Origin of the sequence: Mesorhizobium sp. M7A.F.Ca.AU.001.01.1.1 (assembly GCF_004022735.1) — a bacterium.
GTDB classification, from domain to species: Bacteria; Pseudomonadota; Alphaproteobacteria; order Rhizobiales; family Rhizobiaceae; genus Mesorhizobium; species Mesorhizobium ciceri.
Map to the genome: position 1 here is coordinate 1 of NZ_RZPF01000640.1, position 3,843 is coordinate 3,843.

Annotated in this window: 3 protein-coding genes; 2 read left to right on the forward strand and 1 reads right to left on the reverse strand. The window is 56.9% G+C overall.

Annotation, left to right across the window (positions count from 1 at the left end; translation table 11 throughout):
* Window positions 1–205: 205 nt before the first annotated feature.
* Window positions 206–628 carry a metalloregulator ArsR/SmtB family transcription factor gene (locus EN884_RS28855; protein WP_063170839.1) on the reverse strand — a complete coding sequence of 141 codons (423 nt, stop codon included), beginning with the start codon at window positions 626–628 and terminating at the stop codon, window positions 206–208.
* Between the two features lie 1,250 nt (window positions 629–1,878).
* On the opposite strand from EN884_RS28855, the gene EN884_RS28860 reads away from it, so the two are divergent.
* Complete coding sequence (locus EN884_RS28860; RefSeq protein ID WP_024505842.1) at window positions 1,879–2,103, forward strand: hypothetical protein; 225 nt, start codon at window positions 1,879–1,881, stop codon at window positions 2,101–2,103.
* Window positions 2,104–2,902: 799 nt separating this feature from the next.
* Window positions 2,903–3,553 (forward strand): response regulator transcription factor, encoded by a 651-nt coding sequence (locus EN884_RS28865; protein WP_244514482.1) that lies wholly within the window; start codon window positions 2,903–2,905, stop codon window positions 3,551–3,553.
* Window positions 3,554–3,843: the final 290 nt, after the last annotated feature.

Consider the following 3,843-nt stretch of genomic DNA (forward strand, 5'->3'; position numbering starts at 1 on the left):
GTTTATAGCGCAAGTCGGAGTACCGAGGTTCAATCGGGCGCGTCGATAGCGCGACCATAGTCGGCGGCATTCGCCAATCCACAGGGTATGCGTCAGCCGTTTCGCGATCCGGGGGCTGACGCCGCAGAGAAAACCCGCGGGTGGCAACAATCGCGCGGGTGATCTTCTCGATCCAACGGTGTCTAACCGAGATTCCTGGGGATAATCACTCGTCGCTCCGGGACTCGCTGGCGCTTTGACAAACTCGGTTTTCCAGACCGGGGGCCGAGTGCACAAGATCCTGGCATGTCACCGCCAAGGCACCGCCACCGGGCGGAACCGCTTGCCCAGACTGCTGGACAGCAACCACGACATTCCAATTGCAAAGCAGATCGCGTACCGCTCGATTTTCAGAGGAAAAATATACATTCCGGCCGTCCCGGCGGATTTTTACGAGCCCAACTTCCCGGAGCTTGGCTAGGTGGTGCCACGAGGCTGTCCGGCTAATATTAAGCCGTTCGCGAATTTTGCGATCCGGCAATTCATAGTCGAGCAGCAAGCTCAAAATGTGCAGCCGCCGCGCATTGCCCAGCACCTCCAGAAATTCGGCCGCTTGTGCGGCGTTAGCCCTTAGTCCGTCCGAGACCATGGATGCCTCTTCCCCAGCAACTTGCCGTCACGCCCGAAGACTGCGGAACAATCGATCTCTTCAATGAACACGGCCAGATCATCTGGCACGAGCCACTGGGCGTAGGACCGAAGCCGTCTCAACCCACAAGCCTTGGCATGCCTCTCGGCGCGCTCGGATTCAAGTCCAGCCATCGTTGAGCGCTGTTGTTGGATTGGCACGAAACCATTGAGGCGTCCTTCCGCCAGCTGACTGGCCCAGCAAGTCGTGACCTGTTCCACTCACCGCTCCTTTACGTGACCCGGCAGACAAAATACCACAGCCATGTCGATAGTGTCGGCTCCTCCATTATGATTAAGGTGGCGGGTTCTCCCCACCGCATTTCGGAGTTAGCCCTTTTGACGGTATGATTGCATTGCGTATCAACGGGATGCGCGGATGGGTTATTTCCCATTTCGACCGAGCCTCCGTTGTTGCGCCGACGCAGGCGGGCCGAAGCTTTCAACACATCGACTTGCCCGGTGCGATGTAGTGTCGTTCGATGACCAACACCGCCTCCCCTTCCCTCTGATGGCCTCCATCGATTACCAAAATCGTAAATCCGCGACCTACAGTGCCAGTCGCTTCGTCCGGTCTTCGTTGAGCCCCCAGCCGATTGGATATCGCTCTGCCCAAGCACTCTTGGTTCCCCTTGAAAGATCATAAATGAATCGTGTGGCAGGCCTGAGCATCGAGTAGCAACCATGGGCCTCGTGCTACGGGTGACCGGCGCCCCCGACCCGAAATCGTTGCTCGCCCCTCTTTTCTGAAGGATACGGGCCCCCTCTGTAGCCCAGCAACCACCCATCATTATGAGGATTGCTTGCGACAGGGGGCCGAGCGATGCCGTAACCGCTGAGATCTCCTTCCCGGTCGATGTCAACCACGATCAGCACCGAATGGCCAATGACGACGCCAGCTTCGCGTAATGCCTGGGCGGCATCGGGATGAGTAGGCAAAGCCTCCTGGCTTTTTTGTTTCGAGCAAGGCGTCACGAAGGCTGGTCAGCGGTTCTGGCAATCTTCACCATGCGACCTTGCCTCCTGCAAACGGCTAACTCGCAATCGAGCGAACGCTACTAAAGAACGCCTCGACCAAGGAAATTGGTATCTTACAATACCGGCGCAGGCTTGTTGGGCTTTCAGTTGTAATCCTGTGCCGATGATGAAATCATGCGCGCGCTTGACAACGGGCAGGTTAATTCAAGTTCCGCCACCAGGAGGAGAAGCGGTATGACCACTCAGGTTGTACATCGCGTATTCGGTCCCAAGCAGGTCAGGCAATTCAGGGAAGTCTACGAGCGCGCGCGCGTAGTGGAGGCAACTTACCCCGATTCGCACATTGCCAGCAAAGCCGCCAAAAGGCTGATCGAGGCATTCGAAGCCGAGATCCAGACTGACGGGACGGTTCTGGATTTTCAGCAGCTATGCGAAGCAAACCCCCTGGGGACCGCCTGAGACCCGGACGTTGTCTGGCGAAGGCTCACGATGAACCGCTTCATCTGCCGACGTCAGCCATGCCCTGCAGGCGGATCGTGCTTGCCGTTCAAAAATCAAATTTCGGAAGTGGGTCGCCATGCGGAGCGATAGGGGAGCCATGGGGCGTTGGGCGGCGGTGGCTCCCCTATCCTGTCTCCGCATTTGTTCGCAGACAGGCAGCGTAAGCTCGAGCAGACGCCGGCAATCCACTGTTCAGCGTGGTGTATACATCGTCAACGAAGCTTTTGGAGGTATGATGCAGCGTTGTCAGGAGGTGCGAGCAAACCCAACCACCGCCTATCGTATGAGACCCGCCGAATTAATCGCAAGAGCGCGTGCAACCAACACAGTGCGCGGTAACCGAGGATATCTATAGCCTGGTGCGGCACGGGCATGCGCCTTAGTTCGGGCCGCTCGCGCGGGTCAAACCAGTTTGGAGTCCCGTCTTCTCAACGTAAAAATTTACCGAAAAAATTAACTTATGTTAGAGAATGCTAATAAATAGCTCCTACACTCCCGAGGCTGCTTTAGATGTCAGCAGCCACGTTGCTTGAGGTTCGCAATCAGCCTTGAGCGTGGAAAAGGGGTCGGGTACCAAAACTTCCAATTCTAAGAAAGGGCACTTATCGGGCGCCACAGGTACCTTCGTTGGGGAAGGGTGAGTATCGGTATGGTTTCTACAGCAGGACTGCACAGTTACGGTTCGTCAAATCGATCAAGAGTTCCGTCCAGCGGCACAGAAAATCTCCACCAAGAAGCAGGTAAGCAATACCTTCTCATGCTGGACGGGAGGGCCTTGGACCGCGAGTGTCTCGCTTCGGCGCTTGAGGATCATGAATTGGGCATGGTGGTCGTCGCCATGGGTTCGATCGAGGAATGGCGCATAAGGAAGGGTTCGGCTTCTCCCCTTTCAACCATACTCTTCAACCTCGGCGGCCGGAAGGTCACCGATCACGGCATTGCAGAAGAAATCAGGCATATTTCGTCCGAGTTCAAGGCCGTTCCGGTGGTCATCCTGGCCGACACCGAAGATCTTGCACAGGTGCTGACGGCTCTCGAATGCGGCGCACGCGGTTACATTCCGACTTCGGTCGGGATCGATGTGTGTGTCGAGGCGATCAACTTGGCTGCAGCCGGAGGCATCTTCGTTCCGGCCAGTAGTGTCCTTTCCATGCGGCACCTGATAAAATCAGGCAACTGCGACGCCCGGCCCTTGACGGGCATGTTCACGCTCAGGCAGGCAGAGGTCGCCCAGGCACTGCGACGCGGCAAGGCGAACAAGATCATCGCCCACGAACTGAACCTTCGCGAAAGCACTGTGAAGGTTCACATCCGAAACATCATGAAGAAATTGAAGGCGACCAACCGCACGGAGGTCGCCTACAAGGTGAACGATCTCTTCGCGGAAGGACCTCTGAGCCAAGAGTGATCGCATCAACAAGACGGCCCGTCCTGGTTCAGTCCTGGCGGGTCGTGTTTTTTCGTCAACGGAACATTTGAATGAAGGTCGATGGATTTCGCGTTGCCGCACGACCGATGCCACGCGAGACTCCCTTCTGAATCGTGACTTTGCTCCGCGCAATGGAACAGCTTTTGAGAAGAGGCAGTCGGAGGGGTCCGGGGCAACGAAAACGCCGCCCCGTTCGAGCGGCATTCTCGCCTGATCAACCAACAGCAGCAGCGGTCTGTGCCTCGGCCGTTCGTGCCAAATGACGGCGC